The organism is Aliiroseovarius sp., assembly GCF_030148435.1.
Taxonomy (GTDB): Bacteria; Pseudomonadota; Alphaproteobacteria; order Rhodobacterales; family Rhodobacteraceae; genus JASBTN01.
On record NZ_JASBTN010000087.1, the window covers coordinates 1 to 16,115 of the forward strand.

The following is a 16,115-nucleotide window of genomic DNA, read 5'->3' on the forward strand; positions in this document are numbered from 1 at the left end:
CTGCAAACTCAACGGTATCGAACCGCACGCCTATCTGTCAGCCGTTCTCACTGCCATCGCACAGGGACACAAACAAAATAACATCAACGAGCTATTGCCCTGGAACTACGCCAAAACCGTGTGAACGACGCACCGCTTACAGTCTACCTGGATCTGATGCCAATCTACGTATCCGCACTTTGCAAGGTATTCAAAGCGTTGAGAGAGTTGGGGGTGGGCTTCAATGGCTTCGACGCCAATGCATATCTTCCTCCATTTACATCAGAGCTTGCCGTGGACCTAAACAGTGTTAAGTTTAGTAGGTTGTGGCTTAGAGGTTTCGGTCCCATCGACCTCGTGCCTATTCCAGTCTGACACATCCTTGGTCTTGCTGAACCTTCCAACAGTTCAAGCTGTCTTACAGGTCCAGTGCGCGGGATCAGGGAACTCCGATGCCGCGCAACCGATGCTTCATTTCTTGGCGTCCGATAAGGTATGGCAACTCTCTCTGTCAGTCCAACGTAAGCGCCCGATTTTTACCGCAGCGGTTGATTGTTGACGCGGGCGATGATGTCGGGCTCAGCGACGAAGTCTTCGAGGAAGCTGTGCCATGCCTCAACGGACACTCGTGCTGATGCCAGCATGTCGCGCAATTCGTCGATGCCCTCGTCGGTCAGCGCCGTAATGTAGTCGTCCCGTCCGATGTGGACGCTGACGATGTTGCCGTAGGAGAGGTTGTCGTCGTTGCTGACGATGGCCTCGAGAAGTCCAGGATCTCACCCAGCAGGCTGGCGACATGGGCGATGGAGCAGACGTAGGTCGTCGCTGCCATCACGCAGCCTCGCTGCGTTTCTGATCTGCCGGCTTCCAGTTCCAAGGGAGCAATTCGGCCAACCGGTTGACCATGTGATCGTGGATACGGTCCAAGACATCTGCGAGGTAGGCCTGCGGATCGAGGCCGTTCATCTTTGCCGTCTCGATGACGGTCATGGCGCGGGCGAGCGTTTCACCGCCGGTATCCGAACCCGCGAATAGCCAGTTCCGCCTGCCAACGCCAATGGGCCGCAGCGCGCGCTCGACGGGATTGTTGTCGATGGCCACGCGCCCGTCCTCCAGAAACAGCGTGAATGAAGCCCAGCGACTCAGCCCGTAGCGGAACGCCTTGGCCAGATCACTCTTACCGGGAATACGGGTGAGCTGCCTTTCGGCCCAGTCCCGGAACGCATCAACCTTGGGCTTGCTTTCCTTTTGGCGCACGGCCAGCCGCAGTTCGGCAGGCTTGCCGCTGATTTCCCGTTCGATGTCGTAGAGCTTGCCGATACGGTCGAGCGCCTCGCGCGCGATTGCGGATTTCGTCGCGGTCCAGACATCGTGAAAGTCACGGCGAAGATGCGCCCAGCACGCGGCCTCCCGGAACTGGCTCTTGCCGTCCAGGTCCGCGGCATAGAGCTTGGCATACCCCTTGTAGCCATCAGCCTGGAGAATGCCGCTGGTCTCGCCAAGATGGGCGAGGACATGCTCTTCCTTCCAGTCCGGGGCAAAGTGATAGACCGCACCGGGCGGGGCCGTGCCCGCCCATGGGCGCTGATCCCGGACATAGGCCCAGATCCGGCCTTTCTTGACGCCCTTTCCGAGCCCCTTGTCGCGGCGGCCGCGATCGAGAACCCGGATGGGCGTGTCATCTGCGTGCAGAAGATTGCTGGCCATGATCTCGGCCTCGATCTTCTCGATCAGCGGCGCCAGCGTCTTCATTGCCCCGCCGCACCAGTCGACCAGGGTCGTGTCCGGGATGTCTGCCCCCATGCGGGCGAAGATCTCGTTCTGACGATACAACGGCACGTGGTCGTCGAACTTCGAGGTCAGCACATAAGCCAGAAGGTTCGGGCCCGCCATGCTCCGTGGGATCGGACGGCTGGGTGCCGGGCTTTGAACCATACGCTCGCAGCGCCGGCAGGATTTCTTGATACGCGCGATCTCGATGACCTTCAGCTGGGCTGCAATCATGTCGATCAGCTCGCTGACATCCTCCCCGACCACACGCAGATCGCCCCCGCAATCCGGGCAACTGTCGCCGGGGTCAAGCTCGCGGCGTTCGCGCGGCGTGTCCTGCGACACCTTCGGACGGCGGCGCCTCGACTCCCCCGGTTCGGCTGGTTCCGGGGTCTGGTTGTCCGTCTCCGGCTCATCGTCGCCCTCCGGCGGCAGTTCATCCGCCTCGGCGAGCGCAACCTGCAGGTCCTCCAGCGCCAGTTCCAGTTGCTCGATCTCCCGCTCGATCTTTTCCGAACTGGAGCCGAATTTCTGCTTCTGCAATCTGGCAATCCGGACGCGCAGCGCCTGAACCAGCAGATCATGCGCCCGCAAACTGGCGGACATCTTCTGGTTTTCCGCCTGCAACGCGGCGATCATCGCCTTCAGAACGGCGGGATCATTGGGGAGAGGCGTGGCTTCTACGGACATGGTGGTGGATACCATTCTCCCAGATAGGACGCCATAAAAACAAACGATTCCAGAGAGATAAATCAGCCCGTCCGGGCTGGTGGCGCGCCCCAATCCGGCCTGCGCCAGTCGATCCCCTCCCAGAGCATGGCCAATTGAGCGGCGGTCAGACGCACGCTGCCATCCGTCGCCGCAGGCCATGGGAAACGACCCTTCTCCAGGACTTTGTAATACAGGCAAAAGCCCTGGCCATCCCAATACAAAAGCTTCACCCTGTCGCCGCGGCGCCCTCGAAACGCGAACACGGCACCGTTCGATGGCCGCTGCCTCAAGACATCCTGCGCGATCGCTGAAAGACGCGTTCACCAGCCTCGGATTTGACGTTGTTCCCTTCTGAATTTCGAATTTTTATGTAGTTGATGCCGTTCTGAGAGCCAAAATCCTTGGGGCCAAGCTGCAAAGCTTCCTCGCTTCGAACACCTTGCAGAAAGCCCATGATAGGCACCCAAAACAGAGGGTCCGCTTCGTTCCTCGTTTGCCCCTGAAAAACCGGCGTCTGAAACAGCAGCGCCTTCCGATCGTCCCAACGTTGGCGGACGATTTTTTCTTCTGTGGCACTGATGCGTTTTTCTTCTTTGTTGGTGAACGTGCAGCCAACAAACGGGTTGCTGGGGATCACACCAAACGAAAGGAGCATCTTCCCGATACGGTTGACTGCGCGCACGTGCTTGAAGAAGGTTTGGCCTCTGATCCTCGCTATGCGCTTTTCGAGCTTGGCCATTTCGATCTCGACTTGATCGGTGACTCCTTTGCGTTCCAGATCCCTCTCCACCCGATCCATTGCAATTCTTTCCTTTGTGTTTGCGTGTTTCACCAGGGCGCGATAGCCCTCATCAGCGGTTAGATCGGCCTGTTTCCCATGCAGCGTGGGGAGTTCGCGGATGATTGGGATTTGTTCGAGAACTGTTTCCTCAGAGAGGGCCCCAACGGGTGAGTGTTCCAGCAGATCAGTCCAGATATTCTTGGCGACCAGCATCGCTGGTAGCGTAGAATTCTCCCACTTCTCCCCTGTTATTTTGTCAGGCTTCTGAAGCTTGTCCCACTCCTCGCCGTAGCCCTGGAGTTTCAATTCGAAGTAGACGTCAAACGCCTCATCAATCGTAATATTTTCCCCCTTGTTCAGCGCGGTGACTGTCTTGTCAGAGCAATTCTTCAACAAAACCCGCTTGGACGCGAAATGTGTCTCGGGAGGCTGATTGTCGCTTGAAGTGCTTTGGGCGGCGCTGTCCACGACCGAGACCGAACCCTCTGCCGGGCTCCCCGCTTGCTCAGGAACAACGAAATTCTTTGGAGAAACGGAAACCGTTTGTGCCATTGGCGAAACGGGATCTCCTCCAGAATACGCAGGGCTTTGACCATTGGCAAAAGCCTGCATGGCCAAAGCCGGTTGCCCAATCCCAACAGAAACGGCAGCAGAATGCGCGATCCCCTGGACCGCCTGTCCAATACCTTGACTGAAATACGGGCTCGGCTCGTGAAAGAGCCCACGTTCACGCCTTTCGCGCTCCTCGCTGACGTTCAGTAGAACCCGCGTGGCCTCATAGGCCAGCGACTTCCAGTCATCCCCGTCTTCCGGCAAGGTGATGCCGAGATGTTGAGAGACAGCTTGCAAGGGGCGCCGGGCAACCTCGTGGTTGCGCAGCTGCAATGCTTGTCGAAGTGTTTCTTGCAATGCGCGCTCACGGCGCAGGGCAAATTCTGCTGCTTCAGGTGTGCGTTGATCACCCTGGATGCGAATACGGTCAGCCGCTTCGATTTCGAAGCGGACGAGAGTCGTCAAGACGTGCGTGACGACAGCTGGAGTCAGTGTCATGGTGCTCGCGATGTAATGGAATGTCAGATTGCTCAGAGCCGTCAGTCGAATGGACAGCTCCTGTGCCTCTGAAAATGCATGAGTTTTCAATGAGAAGACAAGAGAGGGAATACCCCCATTCGAGCGGCTTGATGCTGCCCCGGATTTGCTGGGGTTTTCGATCGCTGCCCCTCGAAACGCCAATTTCGAGTAGGGGTTTTCCCCTATAGGTCCCGATTCTCGTCTGGAGGATTTGAAGACCAGAGGATTCGGTTCGATTGCAGATTCAGATGGTTCTGAATCCGGCCATCTCTCGGACAGACTCTTGGGCCATCTGCGGCGCCAAACGTATCCGGAGCGGCGATATTCGAGGTGGGGAATTCTGCGTGAACGAGGCATGACTGTCTCTCCCATGTGCCACAATGTGCCACGCGGTGTGCCATTCGCAGTGCCAGAAACGAGAAAAGCGACCCTGTTAGGGGTCGCTTCTTCTTTGAAATCAATCCCTTAAGGGAAGATTGGCTCCGGCGGTAGGGATCGAACCTACGACCAATTGATTAACAGTCAACTGCTCTACCGCTGAGCTACGCCGGAACTGTGGAGCGGGATATAGCGTTGCTGTTCGGGGGCGTCCAGAGCTTTTTTCAACTTTTTTGCTTCAGGTCAGAGAAAAATCTGCCGCCTCCGAAAGGCCGGGTTCGGCGCGGGTCAGGCCGCGGGTTGTGAGGTCGATCAGATGGGCGAAGACGTTGCGGCGCGCGGCGGGGATCAGGGCGGCGGGGGTGTCGGTATAGATCGCCTTGGTGAGGCTGGAGACGGTGCCCGGACCCAGGGCCAGCGTGTCCAGGATCTGTGTTTCGCGGCCAAGGCGGTGGGTGATCAGCCAGGTGATCCGGGCGGCGGGGTCCGCCACCGGGGTGCCGTGGCCCGGGTAGTAGATACGGTCGCTGCGCGCGGCCAGTTTGCGGCAGGAGGCCATGAAGGCGGTCAGGTCGCCGTCGGGGGGCGAGACCAGCGAGCTTGCCCAGCCCATCACGTGATCGGCGGTGAAGACCGCGTCAGCGAAGGCAAAGCAGAGGTGATTGGCGAAATGGCCCGGCGTCCAGATCGTGTCGAGCTGCCATCCGTCGCCGTGGATCCGCTCGCCATCGGCCAGGGTTTCGTCGGGCCGGAACCCCGCGTCCACGCCTTCGCCGCCGCTGGTCAGCCCGCCGGCGACCAGGTCTGTCATGACCTCGGAGCGGCCGGCCAGGGCATCGCCATAGGCCAGCACGGGGGCTCCGGTGGCCTCGGACAGGGGGCGGGCCAGGGGGGAGTGGTCCAGATGTGCGTGGGTCACAAGGATGTGGCTGACCTCCTCCCCGGGGAGAAGCCCGTCCAGGATCGCCTGAAGGTGCGCAGGTTCGTCCGGGCCGGGGTCGATCACTGCGACCTGCCCCTCGCCGACAACATAGGTATTCGTGCCCCAATAGGTCATGGGCGAGGGATTCGGTGCGAGGATGCGGCGAATGCCGGGCTCAAGCTGCTCCAATACCCCGACCGGCGGGGCGCCCTTCATCATGTGTTCGAGCTGTTCGGCGGACAGGGCCATGCGATTCTCCTCCCGGGTCTTGGGTTCGGACATTGACGCGGGGCAGGGAGGCATTGGCAAGCGGAACCCCGCGTCCTACTGTCGCCACATGTTCTTCGACTGGCTCAAACAATTCATGCCGCGCGGGCTTTATGGGCGGGCCGCCCTGATCCTGATTGTTCCGGTGGTGTCGATCCAACTGGTCGTATCGGTCGCCTTCATTCAGCGCCATTTCAACCGCATCACCGTGCAGATGACCGAGGCGGTGGTGGTCGAACTCGACTACCTTGCGCGACAGGTCGACGCGGCCCGGACTGCCGAGGCAGCCCGCGAGGCGATTGCACCGTTGCTGGAACCTCTGGCCCTGACGGTCGACCTGCCGGGGGTGGCGCCGGTCGAGGACAGTCGGCAGTGGCGTGACCTGACGGGCGGGCGGGTGACGCAGACCCTTCGTGCCGGGATCGGCGGGCTGACCGGGGTGGCCCTGGACAAGGATCAGCGCCGCGTGGTCCTGGGCATCGACACGCTGCACGGGCCGATGCGGGTCAGTTTCGACCGCCTCCGGGTATCGGCGACCAACCCGCATCAGCTTTTGGTGCTGATGCTGCTGACCGGGCTCTTGATGACCGTCATCGCCTATGTCTTTCTGCGCAATCAGCTGCGGCCGATACGCCGTCTGGCCCGGGCCGCCGAAGCGTTCGGCAAGGGACGCAACGAGCCCTACCGTCTGGCGGGCTCGACCGAGGTGCGCGCGGCCGGCAAGGCTTTCCTGGACATGCGGGCGCGGATCGAACGGCAGATGGAGCAGCGCACGATGATGCTGTCGGGCGTCAGTCACGACCTGCGCACGCCGCTTACCCGGATGCGGCTGGAACTGTCCCTGATGGAGGACGCCGGCGCGCGCGCGGCGCTTGAGAAGGACGTCGAGGACATGGAGCGGCTGGTGAACGAGTTCCTCAGCTTTGCCCGGTCGGACGCGCTGGAGGGCACACCGGAGCCCGTTAACCCGGTGACGCTGGCGCGCGAACTGGCCGAGAATGCCGCGCGGGCGGGGCTGGTGGTCGAACTGGGGGAGCTTGAGGACGTGGGCGAGATGCCGATGCGCCCGGTGCCGATCCGCCGCGCGCTGGAAAACCTTCTGGCCAATGCCAACCGCTACGGGGAATTGGCGCGGCTGTCAGTGGTGACTGGACGGCGCGACGTGCGCTTCGTGGTCGAGGATGACGGGCCGGGCATTGCGCCGGGGGATCGCGAGCAGGCGCTGAAACCCTTTGCGCGGCTCGATGCGGCGCGCAATCAGGATCGCGGCTCCGGCGTGGGACTGGGGCTTGCCATTGCCGACGACATCGCCCGCGGCCATGGCGGGCGGCTGCGCCTGGGCGACAGCGCGGAGCTGGGGGGGCTCAAGGTCGAGCTTATCCTGGCCGGCTGAGGCGCGGTTGCGGCATTTCGCCGGGCCCATGGCCCGCACCTCGGGGAAAAAACGAGGCGGGGGGATCAGACGGGCAGGGGGATCAGGCGGCGACCGCTTCGGCGGCCAGTTTGCGGATGCGTTCCACCATGGCCCGCAACCCGTTTGAACGCTGCGAGGACAGCGCCTCGTCCAGGCCCAGCCGGCCCAGTTCGGCGGGCGCATCCACCGCCAGCACCTCGTCCAGTCGCAACCCGTCATAGAGCGCACCCAGAACCGCGATCAGCCCGCGTACGATCAGCGCATCGCTGTCGCCGCGGAAACGGAAAGTGCCAGCGGAAATCTCGGGCAGGAGCCAGACCTGGCTGGCGCACCCGTCGACCTTGGTGGCGGGCACCTTGAAGGCGTCCTCCAGCGCGGGCATGGCCTTGCCCAGGTCAATCACATGGGCATAGCGGGCTTCCCAGTCTTCCAGGAACTCGAAATCCTCGACGATCTCTTCAAAGGCGGCACTGGCCATGCGGGTCTCCTTTCGGCTTGCCTTGACCTAGGCGCTCGGGCGTCAAAGGTCCAGACCCGACAGGAATGGCTTTTCAATTCCGTTTCCATGGGCTAACCCGAAAAGCAGGTTTAGAGGGGGAAGTCATGCTTGCACGATTGTTTCTGTCCGCTGCGGCGATTTCGGTGTTGGGGGGCTGTGGCAATTTTGGCTTCGGCAACTTCAGCCTTGGCAACAACAGCGAGCTGGTGGCGCTTCATCCGCGCGAAGGCTATGCCGAGGACCGGGAGTGGCGTGAGTCCGTCGCGCAGGTGACTGCGCTGCGGATCGAACGGACAGCGTTGGGTGCGATCGTGCATGCCCGGGGCCTGCCCCCGCGCCAGGGGTATTGGGACGCCGAACTGGTGGCCGATAGCGGTTCCGACAACGACGCCGACGCGGCGGCCGGGATAAAGTCCTATGTGTTCCGCATCGCCCCGTCGGTGCCCGGCACCCGAAGCGGCCCTGAGCGTTCGCGCGAGGTGTATGTGGCGACGTTCCTGTCGACCGCGGCACTGGACGATATCACCCGGATCCGCGTTGTGGGGACCAACAACTCCATGGTCGTACGCCGCTGATCCGGTAACGCACATCCAAAACGATCAAGGGGCGGTCGAACCGCCCCTCTTCGTGTCTGTTCGCCGGGGCCGGTGATCAGACCTCGATCACCTTTACATGCTGTCCCTTGGCCGCCAGCGCCAGCTTGCCGTCGCAGAGCCGCACTGCATCCTCGCCGAACACTTCCGCGCGCCACCCCTTCAGCGCCGCGACGTCGCGCTTGCCAGCGGCCAGCGCGTCCAGATCGGCTGCCGAGGCGATGAGCTTCTGTGCCACCTTCTCCTGCTCGCAACGCGCCTTCAACAGTACGCGCAGCAGGTCGGCCAGCGCGGGATTGACCTGCAGCTTTTCCTTGCCGCCGTTCTGCGGCTTGGGAACCTGGTCGTTGGGCAGTTCGGTCCCGGCGGTGACGGCGGCCAGGATGCCTTCGGCGATCTCGCCCTTGCGCGCCTCGCGCAGAAGCAGGCGCGAGCGGCCCAGCTCCTGTATGGAGCGCGGCTTGGTCGAGGCGAGCTCCAGCAGCGCGTCGTCCTTCATCACCCGGTTGCGCGGGATGTTGCGGGCCTGGGCATAGCCCTCGCGGAACCGCGCCAACTCGCGCGCCACGGCCAGGAAGCGGCCGGAATTGGTTCGGGTTTTCAGGCGCTTCCAGGCCTCGCCCGGCTCGATCGTATAGGTCGCCGGGTTGGTCAGAACACGGAGTTCCTCCCTGACCCATTTGGCGCGGCCGGATTTCTCCAGCTCGGCTGCCAGCCATTCGTAGATCACCCGCAGATGGGTCACGTCCCCGATGGCATAATGCTTTTGCGCGGGTGTCAGCGGGCGGCGTGACCAATCGGTGAACCGGCTGGACTTGTCCAGCTGCGCGCGGGCGATCTTGCGCACCAGCGTCTCGTATCCGACCTGATCACCGAAGCCGCAGACCATCGCGGCGACCTGGGTGTCGAACAGCGGGGTCGGGAAGACGTCGGCCTCGACAAAGAAAATCTCCAGATCCTGGCGCGCGGCGTGGAACACCTTGACCACGTCCTCGTTGCGGAAAAGCCTGTACATCGGCTCCAGCGACAGGCCCTCGACCAGCGGGTCCACAAGCACCGCGTCCTCGTCGTCATCCTCGCCGGGCACCGCCAGTTGCACCAGGCACAGCTTGGAGTAATAAGTGCGTTCGCGCAGGAATTCGGTATCGACGGTAACGTAGGGATACGAGGCCGCGCGGGTACAGAATTCCTCGAGCGCCTCGGTGGTGGTGATGGTCTTCATGCGGTGCCTTCTGCTCGCGCCGTTCGTCGGCGTTTGTCCGGTTTACGCCGAATTCCCCGGAAAGGGAAGGCTTGGGCGCCGGGTTGCCCCGGGCGCCGGTTTCCGGAGCTCGTTTCCGACGTCAGGGCAGCATCACCGGGGTCCGATCGCCGGCCGCAAAGCGGCGCAAAACGGCGGGGTAGAGCTGGTGCTCAAACTTCAGAACCCGTGCCGCAAGCGCCTCCGGTGTGTCCCCCGCCCGGATCGGTACCCGCGCCTGTCCCAGGACCGGGCCGCCATCAAGCTCCGAGGTCACTTCGTGCACCGAACAGCCTGCTTCGGCATCACCCGCCCCGATGGCGCGCGCATGGGTGTTCAGCCCCTTGTATTTCGGCAAGAGGGACGGGTGGATGTTCAGCATCCTGCCGGCCCATTTGCGCGTGAAGCCTTCGGTCAGCACACGCATGAAACCGGCCAGGCAGATGATGTCGGGCCGGGCGGCGTCCAGAACCTCGTTCAACGCCGCCTCGAAGGCTTCGCGATCCTTGCCGAAGGGCCTGTGATCCACCACGGCCGTGTCCACCCCGCGCGCGCGGGCCTTGTCCAGCCCGCCCGCGTCCGCCACGTTCGACAGCACCAGGCAGGGGCGCGCCGGGTGGTCGCCCTGCATGCTGTCGACCAGCGTGACCATGTTGGACCCGCCGCCGGAGATCAGGATCGCGACGCGTTTCACGACAGGTTGCCGAGGTATTTCACCCCTTCGCCCTTGGTCACGGTGCCAAGTTGCGTCACGGTTTCACCGGCCTCTTCCAGCAGCGCACGGATGGATTTGACCTTGCCGGCATCCACGACCAGAACCATGCCCTGGCCCGCATTGAAGGTCTTCAGCATCTCGGCCTGGGACATGGCGCCGGCGTCCGACAGCCATTTGAACACCGGGGGCAGGGACCATTCGTCCAGGTCCACCATCACGCCCAGGCCCTCGGGCAACACGCGGGGCAGGTTTTCCGTCAGACCGCCGCCGGTAATATGAGCCAACGCATGGACACCGCCCGCGCGCACCGCTTCCAGCGCCTGTTTCACATAGAGGCGGGTGGGGGCCAGCAGCGCCTCGCCCAGGGTGGTCGAACCATCCCAGGGGCAGGGCGCATCCCAACTCAGGCCGGACACCTCGACCAGCTTGCGCACCAGCGAATAGCCGTTCGAATGCACCCCGTCCGAGGCCAGGCCCAGCAGCACGTCGCCTTCCTTGACGCCCTTGGGCAGGGTCTCGCCGCGTTCCAGCGCGCCCACGGCGAAGCCCGCGAGGTCGAAGTCGCCCGCGTCATACATGCCCGGCATTTCGGCGGTCTCGCCGCCGATCAGCGCGCAGCCCGAGCGCAGGCAGCCCTCGGCAATGCCCTCGACAATGCGCGCGGCCTTGTCGGTCTCCAGTTTGCCGGTGGCGAAATAGTCGAGGAAAAACAGCGGTTCAGCGCCCTGGCAGACCAGGTCGTTCACGCACATGGCCACCAGGTCGATGCCGATCGTGTCCACGTTGCCGGTGTCGATCGCGATGCGCAGCTTGGTGCCGACCCCGTCGGTGGCGCCCACAAGGATCGGATCTTCGTAACCCGCGGCCTTCAGGTCAAACAGCGCGCCGAACCCGCCCAGACCGGCCATGACGCCGGGGCGGTTGGTGCGCTTGGCGGCGGGTTTGATACGCTCCACCAACTCGTTGCCCGCGTCGATATCCACGCCCGCATCCGCATAGGTGATGCCGTTCTTGCCGTCCGTCATGATGTCCCCCGAAATGGCCCGCAAATTGCTTGCGCCTCCGATAGACCAAGGGGGCGGCATTTGCAACGGAGATGGCTTGACAGGGTCGGGTCTCGTTTTTCACACCGGGGCAGGGGGGGGCGCCTTGCGCCTGTCCTGCCCGATGCCCAAGGTCGAACTGCACGGATCAGACCCCGTCAGTACGGGGCGGGGCGGCGCCTGCTTCTGACGCACGCCCCGGACTTGTCGCAGAGCCCGGCCCTGTTCCCGGCAATCGCGCGGTTCCCATTGGGTCAATTGGCGTTGAAAATCGGTGCCGGTCAAGTCGTCGCCGGTGCTATCGGGCTTGACCCGGGCGCAGAGACTGGTAATTCGGACCCAGGGCGGGCCTGTAGCTCAACGGTTAGAGCAGAGCGCTCATAACGCTTTGGTTGCAGGTTCGAATCCTGCCGGGCCTACCACCCCCCCTGCCTGTCGCCTGCGGTCTCAGTCCCTGGCGACCGCGCGCAGCGAGGTTTCCAGGTCGCCATAGCCGGTAAAACGCCGTTCATAGGCAAGGCCAAGGCGGTCGGCGGCGGCGCGGGCCATCGCGTCCAGTTTCGGATTGTCGGTCTGTGCCTGATAGACCAGCCGTGTGTAATGGCCGAAATACATGTCCCGCAGCTCGGGGTGCCGATCCAGGCCCAGCGGCTTGATCACGAATGTCTCGAACTGGCGGGTCAGGAAATCGGTCAGGTAGAAAACGTCGATCTCGCCGTCGCCATGTTCGGCAAAGCGGTCGTTGCCCTCGAAGAAGCTGTAGCAATGGGGCCCCTCGATCATTTCAACCCCGAGCCTGTCGCAGGTCGCCTGCAACTGCCCGCCCGAGCCGCAATCGGCATAGGCCACGAAAATCGCCTCATAGCTGTCGCGGTGCCTGGCCACGGCCTCTTCCACCGCGGCGGGGATGCGTTCGGGGGTGTTGTGCCAAATCGCCGGCAGGCAGGTCAGGTCCAGGTGATCCCATCCGTTCACACGGATCAGGGCAAGGATCTCATGGGCCAGCGCGCCACAGGCCAGCACCAGGATGCGACCGTCCTTGCGCGGGGCCAGCCCCTCGCGGGTGAGGGCGGCATCTTCGGGGGCGCCGTGAATGGTGTCGGTCATGAGGGGCCTCTTTGCGTCTGACCCAAGGATAGGCCGCGCCCGGGGCGAAGGCGAGGGTCGGGGGCGACTCCGACGGGTCCGTTCGCGACGGGGAAGGCGCGGATCAGTCCTTGTTGCGTTCGCTGAGGCCGCGCCAGGCAATCGCGGCGAGCAGCAGAAGCGGCGTCAGCACCAAGGCGACCTGACCATCCAGCTTGCCCGACATGGCGGCCATGGAGCCGATCCAGACGGTCAGCCCGGCACTGGCGATCACAAGCGTGATCAGGAGGAAGAAGCGAGTTTTTGACATGAGAGAAATGTGGGGGTTTTGGGTGGAAAAGGGAAGGGGGATCATCTTGCGTCCGTGCAGGCGGAGGTTTCCCCCGGCCTGCCAACTCCCGGGCCGACACCCCCGCAAAAGAAAAGGCCCCGCCGAAGCAGGGCCCATCAGGAGGAGGTAACTTCTGCACGTTACAGCGCGTTGTGCCTGCGCGACATGAAGTCCTTGGCCATTTCCACTGCCACGGCGGCATCGCGGCAGTAGCCATCGGCACCGATCGCCTTGCCGAACTCTTCGTTCAGCGGCGCGCCGCCGACCAGCACCACATAGTCGTCGCGCTTGCCCTGTTCGACCATCGTATCGATCACGACCTTCATGTAGGGCATGGTGGTGGTCAGCAGGGCGGACATGCCCAGAATGTCCGGAGCTTCGGATTCCAGCGCTTCCAGGTAATTCTCGACCGGGTTGTTGATGCCCAGGTCGACCACTTCGAAGCCCGCGCCTTCCATCATCATCGACACCAGGTTCTTGCCGATGTCGTGGATGTCGCCCTTGACGGTGCCGATCACCATCTTGCCCATGCGCGGCGCGCCGGTTTCCGCCAGCAGCGGCTTCAGGATCGCCATGCCCGCCTTCATCGCATTGGCGGCCAGCAGCACTTCCGGAACGAACAGGATGCCGTCTCGGAAGTCCTTGCCGACGATGGTCATGCCGGCCACCAGGGCTTCGGTCAGGATGTTGTAGGGCTGCCAGCCACGCTCCAGCAGAATATTGACCGCTTCTTCGATCTCTTCCTTCAGACCGTCATAGAGGTCGTCATGCATCTGCAACGTCAGCTCTTCGTCGTTGAGCTCGCTGAGGATGATATCGTCTTCTTGGTCGGACATGTATTAGCTCCGGGCTGTGGCGTCGTGACGCGATTGTTCTTGAACCTTGATGAAGCGAAAGCGCCTGTGAGTATAGGCGAATTGCGACACCGGGATTTCCGCAACCGACCCATGAGTCGATTGTGACTGGCAAATGTTCTTCTTATGTTCTAGCGTGGCGGCATGACGCAGAGCGACCTGACACTTTCGCGAAAACTGGTGACTCGCCGCGGGCGCGCCGCCCTGTCGAATCGGGTGGGGCGATTCGAACCCTATGTGGTGGAGGCGGTGGAGGATGGGTGGCAGCCGCCGGAGGAGGAGCCGCTGCGCACCGAGGTCTCGGTGGAAAGCCCGCGCAAGGTGATCACCCGCAATGCTTCGCCGGATCTCAACTTCGACCGCTCGGTGAACCCCTACCGGGGCTGCGAACATGGGTGCATCTACTGTTTCGCCCGGCCCACCCATGCCTGGCTGGGCTATTCTGCGGGGCTGGATTTCGAAACCCGGCTGATCGCCCGGCCGATTGCGCCGGACCGTTTGCGGGCCGAGCTTCTGCGCCCGTCCTACGAGGTCGCGCCGATTGCCATTGGCACCAATACCGATCCCTACCAGCCGATCGAACGCCGTTACCGCGTGATGCGCGGGCTGCTGGACGTGCTGTCGGAGTTCCGCCACCCGGTCGGTGTTGTCACCAAGGGCACGCTGATCGAACGTGATCTTGATATTCTGGGCGAGATGGGGCGCGCCGGTCTGGCCGGGGTGGGCGTGTCCGTCACGACGCTCGACAATGCCGTATCCCGCGCGATGGAGCCGCGCGTGCCCGCACCGGCGCGCCGCCTGAAGATGATCGAACGGCTGGCCGAAGCCGGTGTGCCCGTCCGCGTCATGGTTTCGCCGGTGGTGCCCGGCCTGACCGATCATGAGCTTGAGGCGATCCTGGGCGCGGCGCGCGACGCGGGCGCCGTGGCGGCAAGCTATATCCTTCTGCGCCTGCCCGGCGAGGTCGGGCCGCTGTTTCGCGAATGGATCGAACAGGCGTTCCCGGATCGCGCCGCCCGTGTCATGGGCCGGATGCGCCAGATGCGCGGCGGCGAGGATTACGATGCCGCCTTCGGCACCCGCATGGTGGGCGAGGGCGAGTTTGCCCGGCTGCTCGCGCATCGCTTCGACCTGGCCGCGCGGCGCCTGGGCCTCAGGCGCGACCTGCCCCAACTCCGGCACGACCTGTTCAAGCGCCCCGCGCAACCTGGCGATCAACTGAGTCTGTTCTGACGTCTCTTTCATTTTTCCACCAAATATCCTTGCCGAAGGCAACCGGGCCTGCGCAGCAGGACCGGCCATGCCCAACAGGCGCGGGCGCATCCTCGATGCGCCCCCGTCTGGCGGGAGCCCCGTCGCTAGGGACGGGGAGGGTCAAATCGGATGCGGCTCAGCCGCGGCGGCGGCGGGTGCGGCGGCCCTGCGGCTCGTCGTCGCCGGTGCCATCCGTGGCCGAGGAGAACCCGCCAAGCTTCTCGGCGATCTCGTCCAGGGTCGGGCGGCCGTCAGCCGGCGGGCGGGTTTCCAGCGCCTCGCGCATGGCGGCCAGATGCTCGGCGGTGGTGCCGCAGCAGCCGCCGATGATCCTGGCGCCACAGTCGCGCGCCAGCACGGCATAATCCGCCATCAGCTCCGGCGTGCCGTCATAGTGGATGTGGCCGTGAACGTATTTCGGGATGCCCGCGTTGCCCTTGGCGACGATCGGACGCTCGGTGCCCTGGGCGGCGAAGCCCAGCACCGTGCGCAGCAGGTCCGCCGCGCCCACGCCGCAGTTGGCCCCGAAGGCAAGCGGCGGGTGGGCCAGGCCTTCGACCAGCTGGGCCAGGTCCGCGCTGGTCACGCCCATCATGGTGCGCCCGGCGGTGTCAAAGCTCATCGTGCCGACCCAGGGCATGTCCGCCAGGGCGGCGGCCTCGGCGGCGGCCTTGTATTCGTCGGGGGCCGAGATCGTTTCGACCCAGAGCACATCCGCGCCGCCTTCCTTCAGCCCTTCGGCCTGTTCGTGGAACATCTCTACCGCGCCCTGGTAGGTCAGGCTGCCCATCGGTTCCATGATTTCGCCGGTCGGCCCGACGGAGCCGGCCACCACGACCGTGCGGCCCGACGCCTCGGCCACCTCGCGGCCCAGCTCGGCGGCGGCCTTGTTCAGCTCGCGTACGCGGCCTTCGGCACCGTGCAGTTTCAGGCGCGAGGCATTGCCGCCGAAGCTGTTGGTCAGGAAGATGTCGCTGCCCGCGTCAACCGCCCCCCGGTAGAGCGCGCGGATCTTGTCCTGTTCGTCCACGTTCCACAATTCGGGCGCATCTCCCGAGGTGAGACCCATGTTGAACAGCGTGGTTCCGGTCGCGCCGTCGGCCATCAGCCAGGCATTTTCGGTCAGCATGCGGGTCAGGGCGTCGCTCATCTTGGCACCTTCTGGTTGAAGCGTTTCTGGCGCGGTGATTGCCATGGATCGGAGCCA

At 63.7% G+C, this 16,115-nt stretch carries 15 protein-coding genes, 2 tRNA genes and 1 pseudogene; 5 read left to right on the forward strand and 13 right to left on the reverse strand.

The window, feature by feature from the left end; translation table 11 throughout:
* Nucleotides 1-124 (forward strand): transposase domain-containing protein (locus tag Q1V43_RS16260; protein WP_300520446.1); only part of this gene is annotated, 124 nt, incomplete at its 5' end.
* A 686-nt stretch (nucleotides 125-810) separates the two neighbouring features.
* On the opposite strand, the gene Q1V43_RS16265 is transcribed toward Q1V43_RS16260, so the two are convergent.
* The 5 genes and pseudogenes from Q1V43_RS16265 to Q1V43_RS16285 all read right to left on the reverse strand — a co-directional run bounded on the left by Q1V43_RS16265 (nucleotide 811) and on the right by Q1V43_RS16285 (nucleotide 5,831).
* A complete protein-coding gene (locus Q1V43_RS16265; RefSeq protein WP_300520449.1) occupies nucleotides 811-2,439 on the reverse strand; it encodes an IS66 family transposase in 1,629 nt (542 codons plus the stop codon).
* Between the two features lie 62 nt (nucleotides 2,440-2,501).
* A pseudogene (gene tnpB, locus Q1V43_RS16270) lies at nucleotides 2,502-2,774 on the reverse strand (IS66 family insertion sequence element accessory protein TnpB); the annotation flags it as partial.
* Nucleotides 2,747-4,291 carry a hypothetical protein gene (locus tag Q1V43_RS16275; protein WP_300520453.1) on the reverse strand — a complete coding sequence of 515 codons (1,545 nt, stop codon included), beginning with the start codon at nucleotides 4,289-4,291 and terminating at the stop codon, nucleotides 2,747-2,749. The pseudogene tnpB and the gene Q1V43_RS16275, both read right to left, overlap by 28 nt.
* Before the next feature lie 498 nt (nucleotides 4,292-4,789).
* A tRNA-Asn gene (locus Q1V43_RS16280) sits at nucleotides 4,790-4,864 on the reverse strand.
* A gap of 64 nt (nucleotides 4,865-4,928) precedes the next feature.
* Nucleotides 4,929-5,831 carry an MBL fold metallo-hydrolase gene (locus Q1V43_RS16285; RefSeq protein ID WP_300520451.1) on the reverse strand — a complete coding sequence of 301 codons (903 nt, stop codon included), beginning with the start codon at nucleotides 5,829-5,831 and terminating at the stop codon, nucleotides 4,929-4,931.
* Nucleotides 5,832-5,949: 118 nt separating this feature from the next.
* On the opposite strand from Q1V43_RS16285, the gene Q1V43_RS16290 reads away from it, so the two are divergent.
* Complete coding sequence (locus tag Q1V43_RS16290) at nucleotides 5,950-7,272, forward strand: ATP-binding protein (RefSeq protein WP_300520389.1); 1,323 nt, start codon at nucleotides 5,950-5,952, stop codon at nucleotides 7,270-7,272.
* A gap of 82 nt (nucleotides 7,273-7,354) precedes the next feature.
* Here Q1V43_RS16290 and Q1V43_RS16295 read toward each other — a convergent pair whose 3' ends face one another.
* Nucleotides 7,355-7,771 carry a SufE family protein gene (locus Q1V43_RS16295; protein ID WP_300520391.1) on the reverse strand — a complete coding sequence of 139 codons (417 nt, stop codon included), beginning with the start codon at nucleotides 7,769-7,771 and terminating at the stop codon, nucleotides 7,355-7,357.
* 125 nt (nucleotides 7,772-7,896) lie between these two features.
* On the opposite strand from Q1V43_RS16295, the gene Q1V43_RS16300 reads away from it, so the two are divergent.
* Complete coding sequence (locus Q1V43_RS16300; RefSeq protein WP_300520395.1) at nucleotides 7,897-8,367, forward strand: hypothetical protein; 471 nt, start codon at nucleotides 7,897-7,899, stop codon at nucleotides 8,365-8,367.
* 76 nt (nucleotides 8,368-8,443) lie between these two features.
* On the opposite strand, the gene rnd is transcribed toward Q1V43_RS16300, so the two are convergent.
* From rnd to purM, 3 genes are all read right to left on the reverse strand, one after another.
* Nucleotides 8,444-9,607: a ribonuclease D gene (gene rnd, locus Q1V43_RS16305; protein ID WP_300520398.1), complete on the reverse strand. Its 1,164-nt coding sequence runs from the start codon at nucleotides 9,605-9,607 to the stop codon at nucleotides 8,444-8,446.
* Nucleotides 9,608-9,728: 121 nt separating this feature from the next.
* On the reverse strand, nucleotides 9,729-10,319 hold the full coding sequence (purN, locus tag Q1V43_RS16310; protein ID WP_300520401.1) for a phosphoribosylglycinamide formyltransferase: 591 nt from the start codon (nucleotides 10,317-10,319) through the stop codon (nucleotides 9,729-9,731).
* Nucleotides 10,316-11,365 carry a phosphoribosylformylglycinamidine cyclo-ligase gene (gene purM / locus Q1V43_RS16315; RefSeq protein ID WP_300520404.1) on the reverse strand — a complete coding sequence of 350 codons (1,050 nt, stop codon included), beginning with the start codon at nucleotides 11,363-11,365 and terminating at the stop codon, nucleotides 10,316-10,318. Before purM ends, purN begins: the two co-directional genes overlap by 4 nt.
* Nucleotides 11,366-11,729: 364 nt before the next feature.
* On the opposite strand from purM, the gene Q1V43_RS16320 reads away from it, so the two are divergent.
* Nucleotides 11,730-11,805 (forward strand) — tRNA-Ile (locus Q1V43_RS16320).
* Between the two features lie 25 nt (nucleotides 11,806-11,830).
* Here the strand turns inward: Q1V43_RS16320 and Q1V43_RS16325 are convergent.
* The 3 genes from Q1V43_RS16325 to Q1V43_RS16335 form a co-directional block, all read right to left on the reverse strand.
* Complete coding sequence (locus tag Q1V43_RS16325; RefSeq protein ID WP_300520407.1) at nucleotides 11,831-12,490, reverse strand: DUF1638 domain-containing protein; 660 nt, start codon at nucleotides 12,488-12,490, stop codon at nucleotides 11,831-11,833.
* Nucleotides 12,491-12,593: 103 nt separating this feature from the next.
* Nucleotides 12,594-12,779, reverse strand: coding sequence for a hypothetical protein (locus Q1V43_RS16330; protein ID WP_300520409.1), 186 nt, complete (start codon nucleotides 12,777-12,779; stop codon nucleotides 12,594-12,596).
* Between the two features lie 161 nt (nucleotides 12,780-12,940).
* Complete coding sequence (locus Q1V43_RS16335; protein ID WP_300520412.1) at nucleotides 12,941-13,636, reverse strand: B12-binding domain-containing protein; 696 nt, start codon at nucleotides 13,634-13,636, stop codon at nucleotides 12,941-12,943.
* 162 nt (nucleotides 13,637-13,798) lie between these two features.
* On the opposite strand from Q1V43_RS16335, the gene Q1V43_RS16340 reads away from it, so the two are divergent.
* Complete coding sequence (locus Q1V43_RS16340; RefSeq protein WP_300520415.1) at nucleotides 13,799-14,887, forward strand: PA0069 family radical SAM protein; 1,089 nt, start codon at nucleotides 13,799-13,801, stop codon at nucleotides 14,885-14,887.
* A 157-nt stretch (nucleotides 14,888-15,044) separates the two neighbouring features.
* Here Q1V43_RS16340 and bmt read toward each other — a convergent pair whose 3' ends face one another.
* A complete protein-coding gene (bmt, locus tag Q1V43_RS16345; protein ID WP_300520418.1) occupies nucleotides 15,045-16,058 on the reverse strand; it encodes a betaine--homocysteine S-methyltransferase in 1,014 nt (337 codons plus the stop codon).
* Between the last annotated feature and the right edge of the window lie 57 nt (nucleotides 16,059-16,115).